Origin of the sequence: Bartonella sp. AS69XJJH, from assembly GCF_042195585.1 — a bacterium.
Taxonomy (GTDB): Bacteria; Pseudomonadota; Alphaproteobacteria; order Rhizobiales; family Rhizobiaceae; genus Bartonella.
This window is the reverse complement of record NZ_JBHIOO010000009.1, coordinates 54,042-79,067: the sequence shown is the minus strand read 5'-3', so window position 1 is coordinate 79,067 and position 25,026 is coordinate 54,042. Positions and strand designations below refer to the sequence as shown.

Genomic DNA, 25,026 nt, shown 5'->3' with positions numbered 1-25,026 from the left:
ATAAAAGCATTGGTGAAGATGCTGTTCGTCTTTTAATGAGTGAAGTTGATAATTATATTCCAACCCCTGAACGTCCTATTGATCAACCATTTTTGATGCCGATTGAAGATGTGTTTTCGATTTCGGGTCGTGGAACCGTTGTTACGGGTCGTGTTGAGCGTGGTGTTATTAAAGTTGGAGAGGAAATCGAGATTATCGGTATTCGACCAACGTCTAAGACGACAGTTACAGGCGTTGAGATGTTCCGCAAGCTTTTAGATCAAGGCCAAGCAGGTGATAATATAGGCGCTCTGCTACGTGGTGTTGATCGTGAAGGGATTGAGCGTGGTCAAGTGTTGGCGAAGCCAGGATCCGTTACGCCTCATACACGTTTTAAAGCAGAAGCTTATATTTTGACAAAAGATGAAGGTGGGCGTCATACGCCATTTTTTACGAATTATCGTCCTCAGTTTTACTTCCGTACGACGGATGTTACAGGTATTGTTACGCTTCCAGAAGGAACGGAAATGGTTATGCCAGGCGACAATGTTGCCATGGATGTTTCGTTGATCGTTCCGATAGCGATGGAAGAAAAACTTCGTTTCGCTATTCGTGAAGGTGGTCGTACTGTTGGTGCCGGTATCGTCTCTAAGATCATTGAATAAATAATGCTTGTTGAAGGGATGTTAAAAGTGTTTTAGTTCTAAGAGTTAGGGGTATAGCTCAGTTGGTAGAGCGGCGGTCTCCAAAACCGCAGGTCGCGGGTTCAAGTCCTGCTGCCCCTGCCAAAGGGGAATAGAGTTTTACATATAAGGGAGTGGATTTTGCTGCCTTTTTCGCTTTTTTTGATATAGGGCTTGTTTTTTTGTGTGTGAAACGGTATTGAATAGGAAGTAAAGAAATTGCGTAAATCTGAAAGTTGGCTTTTGCATTCTTTCCTATTTATTTTGTTGTATAAAACACAATAGGGCTAGAGAGAGTATAGTGTGACGATGGCATCTAAAACCAATCCGATTACCTTTTTGAAGCAGGTTTATGCAGAAACAATTAAAGTGAAATGGCCTACACGTCGTGAGACGGTTATTTCTACTGTTATGGTTTTGTTGGTAACTGCATTGGCTTCAGCTTTCTTTTTTATTGTGGATCAGGTTATGCATTTTGGTGTTTGGCGGGTTATTGATCTTCTGAAATATCTTTTTAGTTGAGAATGTAAGGAAGTGTGACTGTGGCGGCTCGTTGGTATATTGTTCAGGCATATTCAAATTTTGAAAAGAAAGTAGCGGAAGCTATTGATAAGGAGGCAAAGCAAAAAGGACTTGATCATCTTTTTGAAAAGATTTTTGTTCCAACGGAGCGTGTTGTAGAGGTTCGTCGTGGACGCAAAGTTGATGCTGAGCGAAAATTTTTTCCTGGTTATGTTCTTGTTCGTGCTGAGTTAACAGATGAAGTTTATCATCTTATTAAGAATACGCCTAAAGTGACAGGTTTTTTAGGATCAGATGCGCGTCCTGTTCCCATTTCTGATCGAGAGGTTGAGCAAATTCTCAAACAAGTTCAGGAAAGGGTTGAGTCTCCAAAGTCCTCTGTATTGTTTGAGGTGGGAGAGCAAGTTCGCGTTGCTGATGGTCCTTTTGTTTCGTTTAATGGAATTGTTCAAGAGGTTGAAGAAGAGCGCTCTCGTCTTAAGGTTGAAGTGCTTATTTTTGGGCGTCCTACGCCTGTTGATTTGGAATTTGGTCAGGTTGAAAAACTCTGATTAAACTTAGAGTAGTTTTAATTACTTTAAGGAAGGAGTGGGAGGTGATTTATAGCTTTTGTCGGCTTAATGATCCGAACCACGTGACTGCAAGCGGGTAACGGGCAAGATGAATTGTCAGTATACCAGTGAAATTAAAGGCAGATTGTTATGGCAAAAAAAAGTATAGGTCAGCTTAAGTTGCAGGTTCCTGCAGGGGCTGCTACTCCGTCTCCACCGATTGGTCCAGCTCTTGGGCAGCGTGGTATTAATATCATGGAATTTTGTAAGGCGTTTAATGCAGCTACACAAGAAATGGAAAAGGGGGCGCCGATTCCAGTTGTTATTACGTATTATCAAGATAAGTCTTTCACATTTTCTCTTAAGACACCTCCTGTATCATTCTTTTTAAAGAAGGAAGCAAACCTGAAATCTGGATCAAAAGAGCCTGGTAAAGTGTCTGTAGGAAGCATTTCTCGCGATAAAATTCGTTCGATTGCGGAATCGAAGATGAAAGATCTTAATGCGAATGACATTGAGGCAGCAATGCGTATGGTTGAAGGTTCTGCTCGCTCGATGGGCTTGGAAGTGGTGGGCTAATATTATGGCAAAAGTAGCAAAAAGAATAAAAAATATCCGAAAAGATATTGATTTTAATGAACTTTACGCTTTAAAAGATGCCGTTTCAATGGTTAAGGAGCGTGCAGTTGCGAAGTTTGATGAAACAATCGAAATTTCAATGAACTTGGGTGTTGATCCTCGTCATGCTGATCAAATGGTTCGAGGAGTTGCTCATTTGCCTAATGGAACAGGAAGAAATATTCGTGTTGCCGTTTTTGCTCGTGGGGATAAGGCTGAGGAAGCTAAGGCGGCAGGAGCTGATATTGTGGGTGCAGAAGATTTGTTTGAAAGCGTTAATGGAGGGGCTATAAATTTTGATCGTTGTATTGCAACACCAGATATGATGCCTCTTGTTGGTCGTCTTGGTAAGATTCTTGGTCCACGAAGTTTGATGCCGAATCCGAAAGTTGGTACTGTAACACTTGATGTCGCCGGTGCTGTCAAAGCTTCTAAAGGTGGTGCTGTTGAGTTTCGTGTGGAAAAAGCTGGTATTGTGCATGCTGGTATTGGTAAGGCTTCTTTTGGTGTTGAAAAAATCGTAGAAAATATAAAAGCTTTTGCAAGTGCAGTTATTAAAGCCAAACCGCAAGGTGCAAAAGGTGAGTATATTAAGCGCGTTGCTGTTTCGTCGACTATGGGAATTGGTGTTAAGGTTGATCCAGCAACGGTTCGTTCAGAGCTAGTATAAGCTGATTTATAATTTTGTTTTGGGGTATGGGAATATCAAAATTGTATTTAAAATGCTGGTTTTGGTCAGCTAGCTATCTAAGCTTTATAGGGCTTAGGTTTACCGGGAGAAATTCCGGAATATCCTGTCCGAGATTGTAGGTGATGCTTTTAAGTATCTTAATCAAAAAAAACCTGCATGAGACTGGGGTAAAAACTGAGAGTTAAAAGACTTAAAGGGTTTGAGCCAAGGTTGCCTTTGAACGCTGTGCGTGAAAAAGGGGACAGGATCCTCATCGGTAACATGAAGTATTTTATGTTATCAAAGGTAACCAACAGGTTTGTTTTGAGCAAATCTGTTAAATGGAGAGAGACAGTGAATAGAGCGGAAAAACGCGAATTTGTTACATGGCTTAACGAGGCTTTTCGGAAGTCTGGTTCTGTTGTTGTTGCACATTATTCCGGTCTGACAGTTTCACAGATGAATGATCTGCGTTCGAGAATGGGTGAAGCTGGCGGTGCCGTTAAAGTCGCCAAAAACCGTCTTGCTAAAATCGCTCTTCAGGGCACGGAATCTGAATCAATAGTGGGTTTGTTTACTGGACAAACACTTATTGCTTATTCAGAAGATCCAATCACAGCACCGAAAGTTGCTGTTGATTTTGCGAAAAGCAATGACAAATTTGTCATACTTGGCGGTTCAATGGGTGCAACAAGTTTAACTGTAGATGCTGTGAAGTCATTGGCTTCATTGCCTTCATTAAACGAGTTGCGTGCAAAACTTGTGGGTATGATTTCTACCCCTGCGACCCGTATTGCACAGGTTGTTAATGCTCCTGCTGGTCAGGTTGCACGTGTCATTGGCGCATATGCTCAGGAGGATAAGGCGGCTTAAGGCTGTTTGTATTCACGTTTATGGAAGAGCTTTAATGCTTTTCTGTTTTTTTGAATAAGATTTAATAATGGTTCAAATCTTTTAATTGAAGGAATTTAAAAATGGCTGATCTAGAGAAGATCGTAGAAGACCTTTCTAATCTAACCCTTTTGGAAGCCGCTGAGCTTTCTAAGTTACTTGAAGAAAAGTGGGGAGTTTCGGCTGCTGCTCCTGTAGCTGTCGCTGCTGTTGCTGGTGCTGCTGCTCCAGCTGCTGAAGAAAAAACAGAATTTGATGTTATTCTTGTTGAAGGTGGCGCGCAAAAAATTAATGTTATTAAGGAAGTTCGTGCTCTTACTGGACTTGGTCTTAAAGAAGCTAAAGATCTGGTTGAAGGTGCACCTAAGCCTATTAAAGAGGCTGCTTCTAAAGAAGAAGCAGAAAAAATTAAATCTCAACTTGAAGCTGCCGGTGCTAAAGTGGAACTTAAGTAAATTTAATTTTATCGGCGGGCATTTATGTTCGCCGATTTTCTTTCTCTTAATACAAAGAGGGAAAATAATGAGTAAAAACCTTTTCCCAATGGTTTCGTAACAGGAATGGGATAGGTTTGGATTACTTACCCCTTCATCATAGCGTCAAAGAGATAAATGGCTTATGTTGGTGGGGAAAGTTAATGATGCTCATTATTGAGTGTCAAGTGAACTGGTCTGCATATGCAGGTTAATGGTATAAGGCTTTCAAGGTTGGTCTACCTTGAAGAGTAAAGATCAAGGAGCGACGATGGCTCAGACTCACGCAATGATGTCTCAATTCAATGGTCGTAAGCGCGTACGCAAATTTTTTGGTAAGATTCCTGAAGTAGCAGAAATGCCGAATCTTATTGAGGTTCAAAAAGCGTCATACGATCAGTTTCTCATGGTTGAGGAACCGAAAGGTGGACGACCAGATGAAGGTTTGCAAGCTGTTTTTAAATCGGTTTTTCCTATTTCAGATTTTTCCGGTACAGCTATGCTTGAGTTTGTAGGTTATGAATTTGATTTACCAAAATTTGATGTTGAAGAGTGCCGTCAACGTGATTTAACTTATGCTGCCCCATTAAAGGTCATATTGCGTTTGATTGTTTTTGATGTTGATGAGGATACTGGCTCCAAAGATATCAAAGACATTAAAGAGCAAGGCGTTTATATGGGCGATATGCCTTTAATGACGACGAATGGTACCTTTGTTGTAAATGGTACGGAGCGTGTTATTGTTTCTCAGATGCATCGTTCTCCTGGTGTCTTTTTTGACCATGATAAAGGAAAGTCCCATTCATCAGGAAAGCTTCTTTTTGCTGCTCGTGTTATTCCGTATCGTGGTTCTTGGCTTGATATTGAGTTTGATGCTAAGGACATCGTTTATGCGCGTATTGATCGACGGCGCAAGATTCCTGTTACGAGTCTTTTGATGGCATTAGGTATGGATGCGTCGGATATTTTATCGACGTTTTATGATAAAGTGACTTATGAGCGTGATGGAGAAGGATGGCGAGTTCCTTATTCTGTTGATCGCTTTAAAGGAATGAAGCTCATTTCTGACCTTATAGATGCAGATAGTGGTGAAGTCGTTGCGGAGGCTGGTAAAAAATTAACAGTTCGTACTGCGAAGTCTTTAGCAGAAAAAGGACTTAAAGCGGTTAAGGTTAGTGAAGATGATTTATTAGGTTGTTATCTAGCCGAGGATATCGTCAATTACGAAACAGGTGAAATCTACCTTGAAGCTGGTGATGAAATTGACGAAAAAGTATTAAAGGTTTTGCTTGATGTTAGTGCTGATCAAATCAATATCCTTGATATTGATCACATGAATATTGGCGCTTATATCCGCAATACTTTAAAGGTGGATAAAAATGAAAGTCGGCAGGATGCGTTATTTGATATTTACCGCGTGATGCGTCCAGGTGAGCCCCCCACAATCGATACAGCAGAAGCAATGTTCCATTCATTGTTTTTTGATCCAGAGCGTTATGATCTTTCAGCTGTTGGGCGTGTTAAGATGAATTTGCGTATGGATCTTGATTGTCCAGATACAGTTCGCATTTTACGCCAAGAGGATATTCTTGCTGTTGTTAAGATGTTGGTTGAATTGCGTGATGGACGTGGTGAAATTGATGATATTGATAATCTTGGCAACCGTCGCGTTCGTTCCGTTGGGGAGTTGATGGAAAATCAATATCGCATTGGTCTTCTTCGTATGGAGCGTGCGATAAAAGAGCGTATGTCATCGGTTGAAATTGATACAGTTATGCCACAGGATCTGATCAATGCAAAGCCTGCTGCAGCAGCAGTTCGTGAGTTTTTTGGGTCTTCACAATTGTCGCAGTTTATGGATCAAACCAATCCATTGTCGGAAATTACTCATAAGCGCCGTCTTTCTGCTCTTGGTCCAGGTGGTTTGACTCGTGAACGTGCGGGGTTTGAAGTCCGTGACGTACATCCTACGCATTATGGTCGTATTTGTCCGATTGAAACACCAGAAGGCCCCAATATTGGTCTGATTAACTCCTTAGCAACATTTGCACGAGTTAACAAATATGGCTTTATTGAAAGCCCGTATCGCAAAATTATTGATGGAAAAGTCACAAAGGAAGTCATTTATCTTTCAGCGATGGAAGAAGCAAAGCATTACGTCGCTCAAGCGAATTCTTCATTAGATAGTGAAGGTCGTTTTATAGAAGAGTTTGTTGTTTGCCGTCATGCTGGTGAAGTTTTAATGGCGCCGCGTGATCATGTTGATTTGATGGATGTTTCACCAAAACAGTTGGTTTCAGTTGCAGCAGCGCTTATTCCTTTTTTAGAAAATGATGATGCGAATCGTGCACTTATGGGATCGAACATGCAGCGTCAGGCAGTTCCTCTTGTACGCGCTGAAGCACCATTTGTTGGGACGGGAATGGAATCCATTGTTGCGCGCGATTCAGGAGCTGCTGTGAGTGCAAAACGTAGTGGTGTTGTTGATCAAGTCGATGCTACCCGTATTGTTATCCGTGCAACAGAAGATTTAGATCCTTCAAAATCAGGCGTTGATATTTACCGCTTACAGAAATTTCAGCGTTCTAATCAGTCCACTTGTATTAATCAACGTCCTCTTGTAAATGTTGGTGATAGGGTAGAGAAAGGTGATATCATTGCAGATGGTCCATCCACGGATCTTGGTGATTTGGCTCTTGGGCGGAATGTCCTCGTAGCCTTTATGCCTTGGAATGGATACAATTATGAAGATTCCATTTTGTTATCCGAGCGCATTGTGGCTGATGATGTGTTTACTTCAATTCATATTGAAGAATTTGAAGTTGCAGCACGCGATACAAAACTTGGGCCGGAGGAAATTACGCGCGACATTCCTAATGTTGCGGAAGAAGCGTTAAGAAATCTTGATGAAGCTGGCATTATTTATATTGGTGCTGAAGTTCAACCAGGTGATATTTTAGTTGGAAAGATTACCCCAAAAGGTGAAAGTCCCATGACGCCGGAAGAAAAGCTTCTGCGTGCAATTTTTGGGGAAAAGGCATCTGATGTTCGTGATACTTCTATGCGTATGCCACCTGGGACTTTTGGTACTGTTGTTGAGGTTCGCGTTTTTAATCGCCATGGCGTGGAAAAAGATGAACGTGCGATGGCAATTGAGCGTGAAGAAATTGAGCGTTTAGCAAAAGACCGTGATGATGAACAGTCTATTCTTGATCGCAATGTTTATGCGCGCCTTATCGATATGTTGACAGGTAAAGTTGCTGTAGAAGGTCCGAAAGGCTTTTCGGGCAGCAAAAAGCTTGATAGTACAGTAATGGGGCATTATCCACGATCCCAGTGGTGGCAGTTTGCTGTTGAGGATGAAAAGCTTCAAAATGAAATTGAAGCTTTGCGCAAGCAATATGATGAATCAAAAGAAGCATTACAACGTCGCTTTATGGATAAAGTTGAAAAGGTCCAAAGAGGTGATGAAATGCCTCCTGGTGTCATGAAAATGGTGAAGGTTTTTGTGGCTGTGAAGCGCAAAATCCAACCAGGTGATAAGATGGCGGGACGTCACGGGAATAAGGGTGTTGTTTCACGTATTCTTCCCGTAGAAGATATGCCATTTCTTGAAGATGGGACCCATGCTGATATCGTCTTGAATCCACTTGGTGTGCCTAGTCGTATGAATGTTGGACAAATTCTTGAAACGCATCTTGGTTGGGCGTGTGCGGGGATGGGCAAGAAGATTGGTGATTTGTTAGAGTTGTATCAAGAGACTGGGGATATATTACCATTGCGTCAGCGTATTGAAAATCTTATGCCTGATGATAATCATAATGAACCAGTCCGTCAGTATGATAATGAAAGCCTTTACAAATTAGCATTACAGATGAAAAAAGGGGTTTCAATTGCAACGCCTGTTTTTGATGGAGCACATGAGTCTGATATTAACATGATGTTGGAAGACGCAGGCTTAGATAGTTCAGGGCAGGTTACACTTTATGATGGTCGTACTGGTGAGCCTTTTGATCGTCCAGTAACGGTGGGATATATTTACATGTTAAAATTGCATCACCTTGTTGATGATAAGATTCATGCACGTTCTATAGGTCCCTATTCACTTGTTACGCAGCAGCCATTAGGAGGTAAGGCACAGTTTGGTGGTCAGCGTTTTGGTGAAATGGAGGTATGGGCGCTTGAAGCTTATGGTGCTGCATATACTTTGCAGGAGATGCTAACAGTAAAATCAGATGATGTGGCTGGTCGAACGAAAGTCTATGAGGCAATTGTGCGTGGTGATGATACATTTGAGGCGGGTATACCCGAAAGCTTTAATGTGTTGGTAAAAGAAATGCGTTCACTCGCTCTTAATGTGGAGCTTGATGATGCGCGTGAACTTATTGCACAGCGGGCATTGTCTGATACGGCAGAATAATAATTCAAGGAGCGCACCGGAAAAAGGCTGCGCTCTGATTACTTTAAGAGGCTTAATTACCTCATTAAGGTTATACAGGTCGTTTTTAAAAGTAAATGTCTTTTAAAAAAGATTTGTTATAAAATAAATGAGATATTACAACAGGTTCTAAGAATCTTTGAAGGAGAACAGCATGAACCACGAGGTCATGAATCTTTTCAATCCTCAAGCGCCAGCGCAGACATTTGACTCTATTCGTATTTCTATTGCGAGTCCTGAGAAAATTTTGTCCTGGTCGTATGGTGAGATTAAGAAGCCTGAGACTATTAATTATCGGACTTTTAAACCAGAGCGTGATGGTCTTTTTTGTGCACGTATATTTGGCCCTATTAAGGACTATGAATGTCTATGTGGCAAATATAAACGCATGAAGTATAAAGGCATTATTTGTGAAAAATGCGGTGTAGAGGTTACTCTTTCGCGCGTACGCCGTGAGCGTATGGGGCATATCGAACTTGCGGCACCTGTTGCGCATATATGGTTTCTTAAATCACTACCAGGTCGTATTTCTACACTTTTAGATTTAACTTTAAAAGATATTGAGCGGGTTCTTTATTTTGAGAATTATATTGTAACCGAACCAGGATTGACATCTCTTAAGCTTCATCAGCTTCTTTCTGAAGAAGAGTATATGCTTGCTATTGATGAGTTTGGAGAAGATCAGTTTACAGCTATGATTGGCGCTGAAGCTATTTACGAGCTTTTAGCTAGTATGGAGTTAGATAAAATCGCTAATGATTTGCGTCTCGAATTAGCTGAAACAACTTCAGAATTAAAGCAAAAAAAATTGATTAAACGACTTAAAATCGTTGAAAATTTTCTTGAATCTGGAAATAAACCAGAGTGGATGATTATGAAAACAATTCCGGTTATTCCACCGGATTTGCGTCCATTGGTTCCGCTTGATGGTGGGCGTTTTGCGACATCAGATCTGAATGATCTTTATCGGCGTGTTATTAATCGTAATAACCGCTTGAAACGGCTGATTGAATTGCGTGCTCCTGGAATTATCGTGCGCAATGAAAAGCGTATGGTACAAGAAGCTGTTGATGCATTGTTTGATAATGGACGGCGTGGGCGTGTGATTACTGGAGCCAATAAACGTCCTCTCAAGTCTCTATCAGATATGTTGAAGGGCAAGCAAGGACGTTTTCGTCAGAACTTACTTGGGAAGCGTGTTGATTACTCAGGGCGTTCTGTTATCGTGACGGGTCCTGAATTAAAATTGCATCAATGTGGTCTTCCTAAAAAAATGGCTCTTGAATTATTTAAGCCTTTTATTTATGCGCGGCTTGATGCAAAAGGCTATTCATCAACGGTAAAGCAGGCAAAGAAGCTTGTTGAAAAAGAACATCCAGAAGTTTGGGATATCTTAGATGAGGTTATTCGTGAACACCCAGTTTTACTCAACCGTGCGCCAACATTGCACCGTTTGGGGATTCAGGCTTTTGAACCTATCTTAATTGAAGGCAAAGCTATTCAACTTCATCCACTGGTGTGTACTGCTTTTAATGCAGATTTTGATGGTGATCAGATGGCTGTTCACGTTCCGCTTTCTCTTGAAGCACAGCTTGAAGCCCGTGTTTTGATGATGTCGACCAATAATATTCTTCATCCGGCCAATGGTGCCCCCATTATTGTTCCCTCACAGGATATGGTTCTTGGTCTTTATTATCTTTCAATTGTTTCTGAAAAAGAACCAGGTGAAGGAATGGCTTTTTCTGATATAGGTGAGCTTCATTATGCCTTGGAAAATAAGGTTGTAACGCTTCATACGAAGATTAAAGGCCGTGTTAAGAATATGGGGAAGGATGGAAAAGAAGTTTCTAAACTTTATGATACGACACCTGGTCGTTTGATTATCGGTGAGCTCTTGCCAAGAAATTCGGATATCTCATTTGATATTGTCAATCAAGAAATGACGAAAAAGAACATTTCGAAAATGATCGATCATGTTTATCGGCACTGTGGACAAAAAGAGACGGTTATTTTTTGTGACCGTATCATGCAGCTTGGCTTTTCTTATGCTTGTCGTGCAGGAATTTCATTCGGTAAGGATGATATGGTTATTCCTGATAGTAAGTCGCGTTTAGTTGCAGAGACAGAAGCTTTGGCTAAGGAGTACGAACAGCAATATAATGATGGTTTGATTACACAAGGTGAAAAATACAATAAGGTTGTAGATGCTTGGGGTAAATGTACAGATCGCGTTGCAGATGAAATGATGAAACGTATTCAAGCCGTCGATTTTGATCCTAAAACAGGTCGTCAACGGCCGATGAATTCGATCTATATGATGTCGCACTCTGGTGCACGTGGTTCTGCTAACCAGATGAGACAATTGGCCGGTATGCGTGGATTAATGGCAAAACCATCGGGTGAAATTATTGAAACCCCCATTATTTCAAATTTTAAAGAAGGTCTAACTGTTAATGAATACTTCAATTCCACGCATGGTGCACGTAAAGGACTTGCTGATACTGCGTTAAAGACGGCGAACTCTGGTTATTTAACACGGCGTCTTGTTGATGTTGCACAGGATGCTATTATTTCAGCAGTTGATTGTGGTACCGCAAAAGGGCTTACCATGCAGCCAATTGTTGATGCAGGACAAATTGTAGCCTCCCTTGGGCAAAGAATTCTTGGTCGTACAGCGCTTGTTGATATTCTACATCCTGTCTCTGGAGAGGTTATCCTTGAAGGTGGAGCAATGATTGAGGAAGCTGATGTCGTGAAGATTGAAGAAGCCGGGATTCAATCTGTTCAAATTCGTTCTGCTTTAACATGTGAAACACGTCTTGGGGTTTGTGCAAAATGCTATGGTCGTGATTTGGCGCGTGGAACACCTGTTAATCAGGGAGAAGCCGTTGGTGTTATTGCTGCTCAATCCATTGGTGAGCCGGGAACACAGCTTACTATGCGTACTTTCCATTTAGGAGGAACTGCGCAGGTTGTTGATTCATCGTATTTAGAGGCATCTTATGAAGGTAAGGTGGAAATTCGTAATCGTAATGTGGTTCGTAACTCTGAAGGCCATTTGGTTGTTATGGGGCGTAATATGGCTATCCTTATCAAGGATGAGTTAGGAAAAGAGCGCGTTGTACACCGCGTTAGCTATGGTGCCCATATTTTTGTTGATGATGGTGATGTGGTTAAACGTGGCCAACGTATAGCAGAATGGGATCCTTATACACGTCCAATTTTAACGGAGGTTGAAGGCTATGTAGGTTTTGAAGATATGATTGATGGTTTATCTGTCACTGAAACAGCTGATGAATCTACGGGTATTACGAAGCGTTTGGTGATTGATTGGCGCGCTAATCCACGTGGTGCGGATCTTAAACCAGCTATTATTATTCACGCAGATAAAGAAGGTAAATCCATTGCTAAATTGTATAAGGGAGGTGAAGCCCGTTATATGATGTCAGTGGAAACTATTCTTTCTGTTGAGCTTGGTGCTCATGTTAAGGCTGGTGATGTTATTGCTCGTTTGCCAATGGAAAGTGCCAAGACAAAAGATATTACGGGTGGTCTTCCCCGTGTGGCTGAGCTCTTTGAAGCGCGTCGTCCAAAGGATCACGCTATCATTGCCGAAGTCAGTGGTACAATCCGGTTTGGTCGTGGTTATAAGAATAAGCGCCGTATTATCATTGAACCAAATGATGAAACTCTTGAGGCAGTAGAATATTTGATTCCAAAGGGTAAGTTGTTTCACTTCCAAGAAGGCGATCAAATTGAAAAGGGAGATTATATCCTTGATGGTAATCCAGCACCTCATGATATCTTGGCGATTAAGGGGGTTGAAGCTTTGGCATCTTATCTTGTTAATGAGATTCAGGAGGTTTATCGTTTGCAGGGAGTTCTTATTAATGATAAGCACATCGAAGTGATTGTTCGTCAAATGTTGCAAAAAGTTGAAATTACTGAATCTGGAGATTCTGGTTATATTCCTGGTGATCAGGTTGATCGTATTGAACTTGATGAAATCAATGATAATTTGATTGCAGAAGGGAAGAAACCTGCATCTGGTAATCCAATTCTTCTTGGAATTACAAAAGCTTCTCTTCAAACGCCTTCTTTCATTTCGGCGGCATCGTTTCAGGAAACAACACGTGTTCTTACTGAAGCAGCAGTTTCTGGTAAAATTGATACTTTGCAAGGGCTTAAAGAGAACGTTATTGTCGGTCGTCTTATTCCAGCAGGTACAGGTGGTACGATTTCTCAAATCCGTCGTATTGCTGCAGTTCGTGATGATTTGATTGTAGATGAGCAGCGTAAGTCTAGTAATAACGAAGTGGCTAAGGCTATGTTGACAAATATGACAACCGGTGCCGTTGCTGAATAATTTAAATACAACATCACATAATGTAAAAACGTCTGAATAGAAAGTTCAGACGTTTTTTTATCTCAAAATGTAGAAGTTGCATATTTTCTTGAAAAATATCAAAAATTATAAGGCAATAGTTATTTTTAACATCTTTAGTAGCTTATTGTTTTGTAATGATGCTTATCTTTTTTGTTACGTTATTTTAAAATTTCTTAATTTCTAAAAGCAGTATTGAATTTTTTCAAAAGATGTTAAATTCAAAAGCCATATTCAAGGAAAAGAGTTGATTATCTACAAATCAAATAATGATTGATTTTGAATTTTAGAAAAATTGCTGATTGATATCTTCTATAAAGATTTAAAAAGACTTATAATGAAAGATCAATAGTTTTTTCTGTAATCTAAAAATAATTGATTCTATACTATAAAATAATTGTACGATAAGAATGTATTTTCTTATAAATTAGAATGCAGGAAAGCAAAGATTAGGGTGCTCAACTGAAGTGTTATAAAAAATAGACATATTTCTTATAACAATGTGATCTATGCAGACAGAATGATAAAATGTACGAATATTATTCAATTGGAAAATTAACCACGTGAGTTTTCAATAACAGCTCGGACTTTTCGTTATTATGGAGAAGAGGGACTTCTTAACCCTTTCCGGTGTGGAAGTATACGGCTTTATACACAAATGGATCATCATAAGTTAAAACAAATACTGCATGCTAAAAGAGTTAAATTTTCGTTGTCTGAAATATCTGATATGTTGACAATGGTTGGAAAACCACCCGATGATGAGAAAAAGCTTAAGAAATTAATTGCAGGAATTCATAAAAATAAGCTGATTTAAAGCAGATGCAGCATGATGTTGATGATCTTCTACAAGATTTAGAACGAATTGAGGAGAGTTTTTTTGAAGAGCTTAGCGGAGTTAGGGGGGTAGTTATTGATTATAAAAATTTATTTCGTCTGCTTTTATACAATTCTCTTTCTATTAAAAGAGATAGATTATACTATCTTCTAAGGGGAATCTTTAACACTGCATGAAATGTGTAAGTCATTTAAAGAAATAGAGTGTTTGGAAAAAGCTGCAAAGGTATTTCGCAGTATATTGTCCTTGATAAGAAAAGAATCTTTTTCATAAAGAAAGTAAAAACAATGGCAGTTTCTCCTATGAGTGTTTTTCAATCTATTTTGTCACGAAAGTCAATTCGCGCTTTTACCGATCAGCCAGTTAGTTTGGAAACAATCAAAGAAATCCTAAAACTTGCAGCACGTGCACCATCTGGAACAAATATTCAGCCATGGCAAGTGATTGTGCTTACAGGAAGTGTATTACAGAAAGTAGGGCAAGAGCTTTCACAACTTGTGCTTTCAGGTGTAAAAGGAGAGCGTGAATATAGCTATTATCCACGTCAGTGGCGTGAGCCTTATATTTCAAGGCGTCGAAAAGTGGGGTTGGATCTTTATAAGAGCCTTGGAATTCAAAAAGATGATGAAGAAAAGATACTTCATCAAAAGGCGAGAAATTTTTTATTTTTTGATGCACCTGTAGGACTCTTATTTACAATGGATCACGACATGGAAATGGGGAGTTGGCTTGATTTGGGTATGTTTATGCAGACCATTATGTTAGCTGCACGTGGATTTGGATTAGATACCTGTCCTCAAGCTGCTTTTGCTGATTATCATAAACAGATTCGTACGCTTTTATCTATTCCTTCTGAGCGCCATATTATCTGTGGTATGGCACTTGGTTATCGCGATATGAGTGCTCCAGAAAACAATTTTGAGACAGAACGAGAATCGTTAGAAAACTTTGTACGTTTCATTGAGACATACCCATGAAATATTTTATATAATTAAGCATACATTTTGAAGAACTTGGTGCATTATGAAAGATATTCCCGATAAGAATTTCTCATCCTTATTGAATTTTAATATTGCATATTAACACTTATTTTACTACGTTTGGAACATTAAGAGCGGTGGCTCTAGGGGCATTGTCTGTTTTTTGAAGGTTGGCTAATGGAAAACACTATAGAAAGAAAGTGTTGGGTGGTAGCAAGGCGAGCGACATTCGTGTTTATTGCTGTCATTTTTTTAGTTTATCTCGCAATTTGATTTTAAACGGGACAAACGTTATGAAAAAGCATATATGCTCAAGCTGTACTATAGTTTTGAGGTGATACGTGTTTCTATCTGTTTTTGAACTTTTTAAAATTGGAATTGGTCCTTCTAGCTCACATACAATGGGGCCGATGACCGCTGCTAATATGTTTTTGCAAAAGATAGAAGATTTTTCTCAGTCGTCTGATAGTCAAGTTTCTTGTATACGTGTTTACCTTTATGGTTCTTTAGCTTTCACGGGTATTGGTCATGCAACAGATAGGGCTATCATATTAGGACTTTTGGGAGAAAAAGCTTCTACTGTTGATCCTGATAGCATGGGGGGGGTGTTAGAAAAAGTTATACGTGAAAAAAAAGTGCAACCAGAAGGCCATCCCGCTTATCAGTTTGATGTGCAACGTGATCTTGTTTTTGAACGAAAGAAAATTCTCCCTGGACATACAAATGGACTAGCCTTTAAAGGACTTAATACTGATGGGAATGTTCTGTTGCGGCAGATTTATTATTCTATCGGTGGTGGCTTTGTTGTGACTGAAGATGAATTAAGCCATATGAATGATAATATACAACCAGAAGCATTTGATGTACCATATCCATTTGATTCTGCTTGTACAATGTTATCAATGGCAGAAAAATCCGGACTTTCAATTGCTGAAATGAAGCGCTTAAATGAAGAAACAAAGATAGAGCGTTCTTCTCTTGATATGGGGCTTGATGAAATTTTTTCAGCGATGACAAATTGCATTGATAGAGGTCTTTCACAAGAAGGTGAGCTGCCTGGTGGATTGCGTGTTCTAAGGCGCGCTAAAAAGCTGCATGAAACGCTTTTGGAAAATCAAAAGAAAAATCACAATTATCCACTTTGGGCAAATGATTGGCTTTCGGTATATGCCATAGCAGTCAATGAGGAAAATGCAGCAGGTGGTCGTGTTGTTACAGCACCTACAAATGGAGCAGCAGGCGTTGTTCCAGCAGTTTTGCGTTATTATCTTCAATTTAATGATGATTCAGATCGAGAGGGAATACATAATTTTCTATTAACGGCAGCAGCTATAGGCGGTGTTATCAAACATAATGCCTCTATTTCTGGTGCAGAAGTTGGGTGTCAAGGTGAAGTTGGAACGGCGTCTTCAATGGCCGCGGCAGGGTTGACCGCAGCGTTAGGTGGAACACCAGCTCAAATTGAAAATGCGGCAGAAATTGCGCTTGAGCATCATTTGGGAATGACATGTGATCCTGTTGCAGGTCTTGTACAAGTTCCTTGTATTGAGCGTAATGCAATGGGAGCTGTTAAGGCGGTAACGGCTTCTTCTCTTGCATTATATGGTAATGGAGATCATTTTGTTTCTCTTGATGCTTGTATAGAAACAATGCGCCAGACTGGTCATGATATGAGTGAACGCTATAAAGAGACAAGTAAAGGTGGTCTTGCAGTCAATGCAATATCTTGTTAGGAGCTGGAACATTTTTTAATCCATAACTGGACTTTGTGAGAGCGATCGTATTTTTCTTGATAAAGCTTATGTTTTTTGTTCTTTATAAATCAAAACTCCAATTTAATTCAGCAGCATGCTTAAAATAAATTTGAGATCTCAGTACTTTCTTAACGAATAACAGCTGTTGCATGCAAATTTGGAGGGAAAGTATTGTTGATATCTGTATGATTTGTTTCTAAAATGGGAAAAAGTTTAATTTGGAAAAAATAAAAGGGCGTAAAGTAAACTTAGTGATCAATCGACCATTATTTTTAGCTGGGTTTTATGACTTTAACAAGTTTTCATAGCCATATCTTTTAAGTACTGGAAGATTATACCTGAGTATCCAAGGAAAATTTGTTTTAAATCTGAATAATTATAATGAAGAGAGAGAGTTTTAAAGATTTTAATTTTTTAAAAGTGAAGTTTTTTGCTACCTAGTATGGTAAAAAAATACCTTGAAAAGAAACGCTAAGTTACAATAATTAAGAGATATATTGAATTAAGAGATATATTGGAAATATCTTTTTTATTTATAAATTCTGTACTGACAAAAAAATTAAAATAAATAATAACGTATACATTAAAAAAATATTTATAAAAATTCTCATGAGAATAGAATGCACACAATAGAACATTATCGTGTTACTCGTTCGTGAATTTGTTTAAAAAATATCCCTCAACGGCTCCCAAGCTCATTTCACGATAGCATCTGTGAATGATATACGGGTAAATTTATTGAGTTGTTCCCATCTTTATGCTTAATAAAAAAAATATACTGGCACGGTTACACACTTTGCCAAGCCCCTCCTTGTATAGGAACCAAAGCCCTTGGCATTTGAAACGGTTCATTATAGGTATTTTAAGTATTTTTGGTACAGTTTCACGCCACACATTAATCTCGCTCATAACATGCAAGAGAACAGTTTTGATTGATTCAACATAAACAAATTTCAAATGAGAAAATTTTACGAAAATCTCTTATTGAATATGCAAAAAATAAATTATAATTATAAATTAAATTCTTATGGAAATTGTTATCATAATATTTAATCTGATAATTTCTTTTACGTTTTTTCATTGATAGTATTTGTATTTTCTAATTTTCTTTGTCTGTTGAAAGAAATACAAGAAAGAGGCGTTAGATTATTTTTTACAGCGTTTATGTTGTAGGAGGGGCGTTATTAAGAGGAACTTTCTTTATTAAACTTTTACAATAACCCCTAAAATGATACGCTTTAATCCAATGAAGCTATTCATTCTTTCCAGAAAGATATCAAGGATATTGTTTTATATTAAATCCAAAAGTGGAAAAGTATTAAGTATTTTTTATGTCCTTAACAATGGTTTTATTGAAAGTTTGGAGGTATTGGATAGTTGGAAAAGCTGTCAGTACAATTCCATAGTTTAAGAAAAAAGTATGCTTATCAAAGGGCTTTCTAAGGCTATAGATAATGATTAATAATAAAATAGTTTTTTAGAGATGGTTTGTAGAATTAAATATTTGTTGCTCCTAGACGGATTTTAATAGGCACATTACCAGTTTGGCTCGCAACGCGTAAATGAATGCGTACAGGAGGCATAATGAGACGACGGTTGCGCATTGTTTGGCAAATGAGAAGGTTAACAAGAGATTGTGTATCTAATGCAGTTGAATTATATTTTAAACCAGTAAGTTTTGCGGCAGCATCGTGAAGAGAACGCAATGAAAGGAGGGATGATTGCTTCAATAAAATTTCTTTTTTATGGAATGAAGCAAAAGCATTATCTGTCATAATACTATCCTTAACGCAGAATTCAAAAATTTTTAGTAGGCTACAGTATAGCAGTTAAAATTTGCTTTCTTTAATGTAGAGCAAGCATCAAATGCAGCTTTTTTTGATTGAAATCCTGTAAAGCGCGCTCGGTAATAACGCTGCCCATTTTTTTCAAATAGTTGCATGTGTGAAGATGCCTGCTTTAAAGTAGGAAAAGCTGTATTTTTTGCTTTTAAAAGTAGAGTTTTTGCTTGTTCTTCACTAGGAAGAGAACCAATTTGGATAGCCCATCCGGCGTTTTCGGACAAAGAGACTGTTACAATTTTATGAGTCTCAACCGGTATAGTTTTTTGAGGATTCGGTATTGGTATAATTACCTTATTTACAGCCGTTATTGCGATATTGGAGTTTTTAGGTTGTTCTGCAAATGCTGTCAACATAGTCGAAATTTCATCGTCAAAATTACTTGAATCAGCTTTAATAGTTGGTATAGGAGTATTGGCGCCAGTGGGTAAGTGATAGCGTACAGAAGCTATTAAACGTTCACCACTTTTCATTTGGCTTGCTTTGGGCAAATATTGATTCAATAAGCTAGCCATATGCTCGTCACGTGCAGTAGATGATTTACCTCCCATAACAACAGCGACAATAGAGCGCCCCTCAAGACGCATCGAAGTTGCTAAATTCGAGCCTGACATTTGTGTGTATCCTGTTTTAATCCCATCAACACCTTTCATTATTTTAACGAGTTTATTGTGGCTGTTAATTGTATGTCCACGGAAATTAAAACTTTTTGTTTTGAACAATTTATATTGTTTTGGAAAATGTTTACGTAAAGCTAATGATAAAGTTGCTATATCTCGTGCTGTAGAATAATTGTGCACATCCGGAAGTCCTGAAGCATTTGCGAAATGTGTATGTTTCATGCCAAGTTTACGAGCTTTTACTGTCATCATTTGAGCGAATTTTTTTTCACTACCCCCAAGATATTCTGCAATGGCAGCAGCAACATCATTTGCGGATCTTGTAATGAGTGCTTTAGCTGCTGCTTCTGCAGAAATTGTTTGTCCTTCTTTAAAACCAATTTTTGTTGGTGGACGCGTTGCTGCATAATGTGAAACAGGAATTGGTGTATTTGGTGTCACACGACGCATCTGCATAGCTTCAAAGAGTAAGTACAATGTCATCATTTTTGTTAAAGAAGCAGGATAACGTTTCAGTGTTGCATTGGCTTGAAATAGAGTTTTTCCCGTAGTAGCATCTATAACAATAGCCGCATACTTATCAGGATAGGCTCCTTGAGGTGTGGCTGATGCCAAACAGTAAGAAAAAGCTAACATAACAAAAGAAATTGCTATTTTTTTATAGTAGCGCATAATTTTTTGATAATTAATATACACTTGCAGTATCCTATTTCTCCATTTATCTTGAAAAACTTCTATAAAGCTTCCTTTTCTGTAATTTGTTGATGCAGTTTAGACGAATGGTATTACTAATTTGTTTACAGAAGTTACTTTATGAGTAAGTGATTGAAGTCTAACCATAGAGGGAAAGTTTTTTTCTTATACCAACAGGTATTGCAATAGTTATGAAAGAATTTAAAATTAATAAAAAATGTGCTGCATGGAAAACGATAATGGGACAGACGCTCATAATAAACTCTATAGATCATATTATGCATAATGAAAAGGGCAAAAATTGGGATGGAGGTAGGCATGGTGCGGTTATAATGCCTAAGGCTAGAGCAAAACTCCAAAGACCTAAATTATGTCGAGTTCTTTTACTTAATGATGATTACACACCTATGGATTTTGTTGTTTTCGTTTTGAAGAACTTTTTTAAAAAAAATTTCGAAGAGGCAACGCGGATTATGTTAAATGTTCATCACAATGGGATAGGCGAATGTGGAACTTATACTTATGAAGTCGCTGAAATGAAAATAGTACAAGTGAGGGAATGTGCACGTCAAAATGAACATCCGTTACAATGTGTAATGGAATGTAAGTGAGGAATTATGCCATCTTTTACACCTAGTCTTGAAGAGGTTTTGCACCGTGCATTAACAATTGCTACTCAAGCACGGCATGAATATGCAACATTAGAGCATCTTCTCCTTGCGCTGTTAGATGATGCCGATGCAAATTCCGTTATTCAAGCTTGCCAGGTAGATGTGGAGGAATTGCGAGAGCGCTTAACCAATTATCTTCGCTCAGAGTTAGATGAACAGATTAGAGCTGATGAGGATACAAAGCCTACAGCGTTTTTCCAGCGTGTTATCCAACGTGCGGTGATTCATGCACAATCAGCTGGAAAAGATGAAGTATCCGGGGCCAATGTTCTTGTTGCAATTTTTTCTGAACATGAAAGCCATGCAGCATATTTTCTTCAAGAGATGGGAATGACACGCTATGATGCTGTACGTTTTATTTCACATGGTATCACGCGTGATGATGGGTTATCCATGTTACTTGAAGGACTTGAAGAGCAATTAGATCAGCAGATTTCGGATAATGGTGAAAGAGGAACAAGTGCTTTAACGAATTATTGTGTTGATCTCAATTGTAAAGCACGTAATGGAAAAGTTGATTTATTAATTGGCCGTGAAATAGAAATTTCACGCATGATTCAGATTTTATGTCGAAGGTCAAAAAATAATCCGCTTTTGGTTGGTGATCCTGGAGTGGGGAAAACCGCTATAATTGAGGGATTGGCAAAGCGCATTGTTGATGGGCAAGTGCCTGAAGTTTTATCAAATGCAACAATATTTTCTCTTGATATGGGGGGACTTGTTGCCGGTACACGTTATCGCGGTGATTTTGAAGAACGCTTAAAGCAAGTTATTAAAGAGTTTGAGTTGTATCCAGATGCTATTTTATTTATTGATGAAATTCATACCTTAATTGGAGCAGGAGCGACATTAGGGGGAAATATGGATGCGGCAAATCTTTTAAAACCTGTATTATCTTCTGGAACTATGCGATGTATTGGTTCGACAACTTACAGAGAATATCGCAAATTCTTTGAACAAGATCGTGCTTTAGAGCGTCGTTTTCAGAAGATTGATATTAATGAACCTTCTGTGACAGATGCGATTAAGATTTTGCAGGGGATGAAGCCTTACTTTGAAGATTTTCATCAGATTAAATATACAGATCAGGCGATGAAGGCATCCGTAGAATTATCTTCACGTTATATAATTGACCGTAGGTTACCTGACAAAGCAATTGATATTATTGATGAAAGTGGTGCAGCGCAAAAGCTTTTGCCACAAAAACAACGCAAGAAGAGTATAGGTGTTAAAGAAATTGAGGCGACTGTTGCTACAATTGCAAGAATTCCACCAAAAACAGTTTCTCGGAATGATCAGAAGATACTGAGTAAGCTTGAAAGAGAACTCAAACATGTTGTTTATGGTCAAGATCAGGCAATTTCCGTCTTAGTTTCATCCATAAAATTGGCGCGAGCAGGTTTACGCGAACCGGATAAACCAATAGGAAGTTATTTATTTTCAGGACCAACAGGTGTAGGAAAAACTGAAGTTGCAAAACAGCTTGCATCATCTTTAGGCATTGAATTATTGCGTTTTGATATGTCAGAATATATGGAACGGCATACGGTAGCACGTTTAATCGGAGCTCCTCCAGGTTATATAGGGTTTGATCAAGGAGGTCTCCTTACAGATGCAGTTGATCAGAAACCTCACGCAGTCCTCTTGCTAGATGAGATTGAGAAAGCGCATCCAGAGTTATTTAATATTTTATTGCAGGTAATGGATTATGGTAGATTAACAGACCATAATGGTAAGAAAATTGATTTCCGCAATGTTATTTTGATTATGACAACCAATGCTGGTGCTTCAGATATGGCAAAATCAGCTATTGGATTTGGGAAAGTACATCGTGATGGTGAGGATATAGAAGCAATCAATCGATTATTTACACCAGAATTTCGTAATCGGTTAGATGCAATTATTCCGTTTGCACCTTTATCTCACTTAATCATCAATCAGATAGTGCAAAAATTTATTTTTCAGCTTGAAGCACAATTAGCTGATCGGGGAATTTGTTTTGAATTAAGCCCTTCTGCAACTTTATGGCTTTCCAATAAAGGATATGATTCTCAGATGGGAGCACGCCCATTAGGGCGTGTTATACAAGAATATATTAAAAAGCCATTAGCTGATGAAATTTTATTTGGAAAGTTACGTAACGGTGGCATCGTTCGCGTATTGACACAAAAATCAAATGGCAAAAAAGAAAGCTTACAGTTAGAAATTTCATCTTCCGATATATCTGTAGGCTCAAAGAAAAGTAAAATGGAAAATTTTACAAAAAAACGTTTAGGAAAAAAAAGCACAACAACTTAAGAGTGTGCTATAAGGCTTCTCGGATTTTTTTTGCATTCTCTTCAAGTATTTCTGTAGGCGTTATCATATCATTATGAGGGGTAAGTTCTATTCCCTCCATACGTGGTATAATATGGAAATGGAGGTGATAAACGGTTTGTTGACTAGCTGCTTCATTAAATTGCATGACAGTTATGCCATCTGCTTGAAAGGCTTTTTTGACGGCATTTGCAATTTTTTGAACAGCTTTAATAACAGGAAATAATGTTTCAGTATCTGCATCAAGTAAGTTTCTAGAGCCTTTTTTAGGAATGACTAGCGTATGACCTGGTGCCTGTGGCATGATATCCATAAATCCAATAACATCATCATCTTCGTAGACACGAACAGAAGGGATTTCATTGCGAATCAGTTTAGCAAAAATATTGTTATGGTCATAAGCTTGTTTCATACAAATATTTCCTTTTATCGTAAGTTTAAAATTTTAATTTAAAAACGAAAAAATGCAAGGTTTATCAGAGTGTAAGACAAAGAAGTATTTTGACTTCGGATATATTTAGGATGGTGCACTGTTTTAATGAAGGTTTAGATTTCTATGATAGCTTCAACTTCTACAGGAACATCCATAGGAAGAGAGGCAACACCAATAGCAGAACGGGCGTGTTTTCCAATTTCACCAAGGATATTGACGAATAAATTAGAAGCTCCATTGGCAACAAAAGGAATATCGGTAAAATGAGAATCTACAGCCACAAAAACAGTAATTTTTACCACACGTTTTATTTTATTTAAGTCACCTAGAGTTGCCTTGAGTTGAGCGAGAATATTGAGAGCGCAAGCTTCGGATGCTTTTTGGGCTTGTTCGCTATTCACAGCTGCACCAACTTTACCGATGGCTATTGGTTTTCCATTAATAAGAGGGAGTTGTCCAGAAATAAAGAGTTGATTGCCACTTTGTGAAGTGGTGATGTAATTGGCAAGGGGGGAGATTACTTCAGGAAGAGTGATTCCGAACTTCTCTAAGTTTTTTTCAATCATATTGGTCATAATTTAAACTCCATAGCTACTTTATGATATATTCATTGCATAATCTATTTTTTGATTTAAGGAAATGTGTGGTTAATTGAGAAATTAGCCTTTTTTGCCTTATTGTATGATGTTATGCAACGGGGATAAAGTTCGGAAGTTGGGAATGATTAGATCATTATTTATAATAATTTTATATATTGTTTTTTTATGTACTGCGAGAGCTGAAGAGCCTGTTTTTATTGTGCCTCATCGAGCAATTTATGATTTTCATCTCGATAGCGTTTCTCATGAAATGACAATTTCTGCGATGTCAGGGCGAATGGTTTACGAGCTTACTGGTTCGGCATGCCAAGGCTATAGCACACGTTTTCGCTTCATTAGCCGTGTTCACATTGAAGATATGCCGGTACGTTTGACGGATCAACAGACGACGAGTTATGAAACAGGAGACAGCCGTACATTTCGTTTTAATATTACAGATCAAGAGGGAGAAGAGGTTGCGCATCGTGCCGAGGGGGTCGCGGAGCGTACTCAAGATGGTATTACAGTTACCTTAAAAAAGCCAAAGGAAAAAGAGTATAAGCTCGCAATGGCTGAATTTCCAATGATGCAACTAAAAAATATCATCCGCCATGCAAAAGCAGGAGATCATTTTTACAATGTTACTGTATTTGATGGGACAAATAAAGCAGATAAAGTTATAAAAGAAAGTATCGTCATAGGGGAAAAGAAGACGCTTTTATCTGATAGCGAAACGGAAAAAGTTAGAAAATTGGATGAAGAAGAATATTGGCCTGTTACAATTTCTTATTTTGATGATGGAGAAAATAAAGATGGTTTGCCGGTTTATCGTAGCAGTTTTCTCTTACATGAGAATGGTGTCATGCGTGATCTTCATATAGATTATGGAACTTTTTCAGTGCGTGCAAAATTGAACAGTCTCGAATTCTTGGAACTTGGAAAAGATCTTAATGAATGTGAAAATGCAAATATTAAATGATTAAAGAAAATGACTTGAAAAAGAATCAAATATTAGTATGTTTGCGCTATTCCACACGCGGAGTCTGGGTGTTTGCAAATGATCTGTGAGAAAATTCTAGCAAGCATCCGCCGG

Annotated in this window: 19 protein-coding genes, 1 tRNA gene and 1 pseudogene; 17 read left to right on the top strand and 4 right to left on the bottom strand. The window is 38.5% G+C overall.

Features of this window, described 5'->3' with window-relative positions; genetic code table 11:
- From ACFIK6_RS06015 to ACFIK6_RS05950, 14 genes and pseudogenes are all read left to right on the top strand, one after another.
- The coding region (locus ACFIK6_RS06015; protein WP_375677464.1) for an EF-Tu/IF-2/RF-3 family GTPase at positions 1–644 on the top strand (644 nt) is incomplete at its 5' end.
- 47 nt (positions 645–691) lie between these two features.
- Positions 692–767 (top strand) — tRNA-Trp (locus tag ACFIK6_RS06010).
- A 204-nt stretch (positions 768–971) separates the two neighbouring features.
- Positions 972–1,184, top strand: coding sequence for a preprotein translocase subunit SecE (secE, locus tag ACFIK6_RS06005; RefSeq protein ID WP_012755023.1), 213 nt, complete (start codon positions 972–974; stop codon positions 1,182–1,184).
- 20 nt (positions 1,185–1,204) lie between these two features.
- A complete protein-coding gene (nusG, locus tag ACFIK6_RS06000) occupies positions 1,205–1,735 on the top strand; it encodes a transcription termination/antitermination protein NusG (protein WP_012755024.1) in 531 nt (176 codons plus the stop codon).
- Positions 1,736–1,885: 150 nt separating this feature from the next.
- On the top strand, positions 1,886–2,314 hold the full coding sequence (gene rplK, locus ACFIK6_RS05995) for a 50S ribosomal protein L11 (protein WP_273723157.1): 429 nt from the start codon (positions 1,886–1,888) through the stop codon (positions 2,312–2,314).
- A 4-nt stretch (positions 2,315–2,318) separates the two neighbouring features.
- Positions 2,319–3,023: a 50S ribosomal protein L1 gene (rplA, locus tag ACFIK6_RS05990; RefSeq protein WP_375642192.1), complete on the top strand. Its 705-nt coding sequence runs from the start codon at positions 2,319–2,321 to the stop codon at positions 3,021–3,023.
- A gap of 354 nt (positions 3,024–3,377) precedes the next feature.
- Positions 3,378–3,896: a 50S ribosomal protein L10 gene (gene rplJ / locus ACFIK6_RS05985; protein WP_375642191.1), complete on the top strand. Its 519-nt coding sequence runs from the start codon at positions 3,378–3,380 to the stop codon at positions 3,894–3,896.
- A 101-nt stretch (positions 3,897–3,997) separates the two neighbouring features.
- Complete coding sequence (rplL, locus tag ACFIK6_RS05980) at positions 3,998–4,369, top strand: 50S ribosomal protein L7/L12 (protein ID WP_273790654.1); 372 nt, start codon at positions 3,998–4,000, stop codon at positions 4,367–4,369.
- A gap of 289 nt (positions 4,370–4,658) precedes the next feature.
- Entirely contained in the window at positions 4,659–8,807 is a 4,149-nt protein-coding gene (rpoB, locus tag ACFIK6_RS05975) for a DNA-directed RNA polymerase subunit beta (protein ID WP_375642190.1), read from the top strand.
- A 172-nt stretch (positions 8,808–8,979) separates the two neighbouring features.
- Positions 8,980–13,191 (top strand): DNA-directed RNA polymerase subunit beta', encoded by a 4,212-nt coding sequence (rpoC, locus tag ACFIK6_RS05970; RefSeq protein WP_375677463.1) that lies wholly within the window; start codon positions 8,980–8,982, stop codon positions 13,189–13,191.
- Between the two features lie 592 nt (positions 13,192–13,783).
- Positions 13,784–13,888: pseudogene (locus ACFIK6_RS05965) on the top strand (hypothetical protein); the annotation flags it as partial.
- A gap of 33 nt (positions 13,889–13,921) precedes the next feature.
- Positions 13,922–14,026, top strand: coding sequence for a hypothetical protein (locus ACFIK6_RS05960; protein ID WP_375677462.1), 105 nt, complete (start codon positions 13,922–13,924; stop codon positions 14,024–14,026).
- Positions 14,027–14,334: 308 nt separating this feature from the next.
- A complete protein-coding gene (locus ACFIK6_RS05955; RefSeq protein WP_375642188.1) occupies positions 14,335–15,024 on the top strand; it encodes a nitroreductase in 690 nt (229 codons plus the stop codon).
- Between the two features lie 344 nt (positions 15,025–15,368).
- The gene (locus tag ACFIK6_RS05950; RefSeq protein ID WP_375642187.1) at positions 15,369–16,760 is read left to right on the top strand and encodes an L-serine ammonia-lyase; all 1,392 of its coding nucleotides are present in this window, start codon (positions 15,369–15,371) and stop codon (positions 16,758–16,760) included.
- A gap of 1,517 nt (positions 16,761–18,277) precedes the next feature.
- Here the strand turns inward: ACFIK6_RS05950 and ACFIK6_RS05945 are convergent.
- Positions 18,278–18,556: a hypothetical protein gene (locus ACFIK6_RS05945; RefSeq protein ID WP_273790659.1), complete on the bottom strand. Its 279-nt coding sequence runs from the start codon at positions 18,554–18,556 to the stop codon at positions 18,278–18,280.
- 32 nt (positions 18,557–18,588) lie between these two features.
- Complete coding sequence (locus ACFIK6_RS05940) at positions 18,589–19,938, bottom strand: D-alanyl-D-alanine carboxypeptidase (RefSeq protein ID WP_375642186.1); 1,350 nt, start codon at positions 19,936–19,938, stop codon at positions 18,589–18,591.
- A 236-nt stretch (positions 19,939–20,174) separates the two neighbouring features.
- Between ACFIK6_RS05940 and clpS the strand changes: the two genes are divergently transcribed.
- On the top strand, positions 20,175–20,546 hold the full coding sequence (gene clpS / locus ACFIK6_RS05935; protein ID WP_375642196.1) for an ATP-dependent Clp protease adapter ClpS: 372 nt from the start codon (positions 20,175–20,177) through the stop codon (positions 20,544–20,546).
- A 6-nt stretch (positions 20,547–20,552) separates the two neighbouring features.
- Complete coding sequence (gene clpA / locus ACFIK6_RS05930) at positions 20,553–22,904, top strand: ATP-dependent Clp protease ATP-binding subunit ClpA (protein WP_375642185.1); 2,352 nt, start codon at positions 20,553–20,555, stop codon at positions 22,902–22,904.
- A 7-nt stretch (positions 22,905–22,911) separates the two neighbouring features.
- Here clpA and ACFIK6_RS05925 read toward each other — a convergent pair whose 3' ends face one another.
- The gene (locus ACFIK6_RS05925) at positions 22,912–23,334 is read right to left on the bottom strand and encodes an HIT family protein (RefSeq protein ID WP_375642184.1); all 423 of its coding nucleotides are present in this window, start codon (positions 23,332–23,334) and stop codon (positions 22,912–22,914) included.
- Between the two features lie 134 nt (positions 23,335–23,468).
- Complete coding sequence (locus ACFIK6_RS05920; RefSeq protein WP_375642183.1) at positions 23,469–23,930, bottom strand: RidA family protein; 462 nt, start codon at positions 23,928–23,930, stop codon at positions 23,469–23,471.
- Positions 23,931–24,075: 145 nt separating this feature from the next.
- On the opposite strand from ACFIK6_RS05920, the gene ACFIK6_RS05915 reads away from it, so the two are divergent.
- Positions 24,076–24,912, top strand: a complete 837-nt coding sequence (locus ACFIK6_RS05915; protein ID WP_375642182.1) for a cell envelope integrity EipB family protein — start codon at positions 24,076–24,078, stop codon at positions 24,910–24,912.
- The last annotated feature ends 114 nt before the right edge of the window (positions 24,913–25,026 follow it).

What these genes read in the sequence shown, in the direction of transcription:
- ACFIK6_RS05920 (WP_375642183.1), bottom strand. Translation starts at nt 23,930, where the DNA reads ATGACCAATATGATTGAAAAAAACTTAGAGAAGTTCGGAATCACTCTT.
- rplL (WP_273790654.1), top strand. Translation starts at nt 3,998, where the DNA reads ATGGCTGATCTAGAGAAGATCGTAGAAGACCTTTCTAATCTAACCCTT.
- rplK (WP_273723157.1), top strand. Translation starts at nt 1,886, where the DNA reads ATGGCAAAAAAAAGTATAGGTCAGCTTAAGTTGCAGGTTCCTGCAGGG.
- rpoB (WP_375642190.1), top strand. Translation starts at nt 4,659, where the DNA reads ATGGCTCAGACTCACGCAATGATGTCTCAATTCAATGGTCGTAAGCGC.
- ACFIK6_RS05915 (WP_375642182.1), top strand. Translation starts at nt 24,076, where the DNA reads ATGATTAGATCATTATTTATAATAATTTTATATATTGTTTTTTTATGT.
- clpA (WP_375642185.1), top strand. Translation starts at nt 20,553, where the DNA reads ATGCCATCTTTTACACCTAGTCTTGAAGAGGTTTTGCACCGTGCATTA.
- rpoC (WP_375677463.1), top strand. Translation starts at nt 8,980, where the DNA reads ATGAACCACGAGGTCATGAATCTTTTCAATCCTCAAGCGCCAGCGCAG.
- ACFIK6_RS05955 (WP_375642188.1), top strand. Translation starts at nt 14,335, where the DNA reads ATGGCAGTTTCTCCTATGAGTGTTTTTCAATCTATTTTGTCACGAAAG.
- secE (WP_012755023.1), top strand. Translation starts at nt 972, where the DNA reads ATGGCATCTAAAACCAATCCGATTACCTTTTTGAAGCAGGTTTATGCA.
- rplA (WP_375642192.1), top strand. Translation starts at nt 2,319, where the DNA reads ATGGCAAAAGTAGCAAAAAGAATAAAAAATATCCGAAAAGATATTGAT.
- ACFIK6_RS05945 (WP_273790659.1), bottom strand. Translation starts at nt 18,556, where the DNA reads ATGACAGATAATGCTTTTGCTTCATTCCATAAAAAAGAAATTTTATTG.
- ACFIK6_RS05925 (WP_375642184.1), bottom strand. Translation starts at nt 23,334, where the DNA reads ATGAAACAAGCTTATGACCATAACAATATTTTTGCTAAACTGATTCGC.
- clpS (WP_375642196.1), top strand. Translation starts at nt 20,175, where the DNA reads ATGGGACAGACGCTCATAATAAACTCTATAGATCATATTATGCATAAT.